The organism is Leifsonia sp. HAY1-4F (assembly GCF_056755275.1).
The window spans coordinates 1-1,690 of sequence record NZ_JBNDHX010000191.1; the positions used below are offsets into that span (position 1 = coordinate 1).

Below are 1,690 nucleotides of genomic sequence, written 5' to 3' on the forward strand. Positions count from 1 at the left end.
GGGTGAGGACCTTGCGGATGCGCTGGAGGGAGACGGACTCGGCGGTGCCGAGGGACTGGGCGAAGAGGGAGACCCGGAACTCCTCCAGCATCCATCGCGCGTGCACCAGGGAGGGCGGCGAGTCCGGGGCGAGGGGGATGCGGCCGCCGGCGTCGGTGTAGAGAGCGACGGCTGTCTCCACCTGGGTCTGCCACGCGCGGTCGCGGCCGGGGCTGGTGGGCAGCGCCTGCATCCGCTGGGAGATGCCGGCCAGGTAGCGGGGCAGGTGCCGCAGCTGCTCCAACCCGGTCGTCGAGACGAACCCGTACCCGGGTCCGGCCCCGGGTCCGGCCGAGGCCCCGGCCGGGGCCGAAGCGGCAGCCGGCCCGCCCGCCCAGACCAGACCGCCCAGCTGCCCCTTGGCGTCGTTCAGCGCAGAGAGATAGGTCAGCGCCGTCACTCCCGCGATCGCCTTCTCGGCCGCGCGGGCCGCGGTGAGGATGCGCGTGACCAGCGCGACCGTCTCGAACATCGCATCCATGACGATCCCGGAGACGCGGTCGCGCACCGCTTCGAACTCGGCGCGCATGAAGACCTGGCCGTCCGGCTTCATCCGGTACAGCACGGAGTCAACGACGGCGAGCAGGCAGTCGTCGAACAGCGCCTTCGTGTTCGAGTAGGGGCTGGCGGCGAGGGTGAGCTTCTCGTTCGAGGTGAGGTGCTGCTGCACGTAGGCGACGGGCGACGGGATGCTGGCGAGCAGCAGCCGGCGCACTCCGCCCGGGATCGCGCGTGCCTGCTCGGCGGGCGTCCCCATCAGGCGGATGCTCACCGATCCGCCGTCGTCGACCAGCGCCGGATAGGCCCGGATCACGTTCTGGGTCCCGCCCGGACCGGTGTGGGTGGTGTCGAGGAAACGCGGGAGCTCGTCGAAGTCCCAGGTCGTCAGCCCGGCGCGTTCGAGGGCGTTCGGGGTCCGTGCCTCGGCGACGGCGGCGACGGAATCCCGGGCGCGAGAGCGCAGCCGGTCCTGGAGCGCCCCGAGGTCCTTGCCGCCGGCGAGGGTCCGCCCGCGCTCGCCGATGACCTCGAACGTCGGACGCAGGTGCGCCGGCAGCCGCTCGAGGTCGAAGTCGGACGCGCTGACCCGTGAGCCGGTCAACCGGGAGATGGTGGCCGCGAGCGTCTCGGTGAGCGATGCGGCGGGCCGCACGCCTTCGTGCGCGCGCATCCCGGCGGTGTCGGCGAGCTCGCCCAGCAGCCGCCGTGCCCAGTCCGCTGCGGGCACGACCTGGCGGCGGATCGCCTTCGGCAGCGATTTGATCAGTGCGGTGACCAGCTCGTGGCGCAGGCCCGGGACCTGCCAGTCGAATCCGTCCGGCAGGAGCCCGGCGAGCAGGGGAAGCGGCACCTGCACGGTCACGCCGTCATCCTCCGCGCCGGGCTCGAAGCGGTACCGCAGGGTGAGCTGCTGGTCGCCCTGGCGCCACACCGGCGGGAAGGCGTCCTCGTCGACCTCCGCTGCCTCCTCGTCGAGGAGGGCCTCCGGAGTCATGGTGAGGAGGTCCGGCGTCTCCTGCCGGGCCTTCTTCCACCATCCCTCGAAGGACCGGGTGGATGCGACGTCGGCCGGGATGCGCTTGTCGTAGAACTCGAAGACGGCTTCGTCGTCGTTCAGGATGTCGCGCCGCCGGGTCCGCTCCTCCAGTTC

The 1,690-nt window shown here is 72.3% G+C and carries 1 protein-coding gene; it reads right to left on the reverse strand.

The features are described 5' to 3' along the window. A partial coding sequence (locus ACPYOG_RS19115; protein WP_481295719.1) for a DUF3418 domain-containing protein occupies nucleotides 1–1,690 on the reverse strand: 1,690 nt, incomplete at both ends.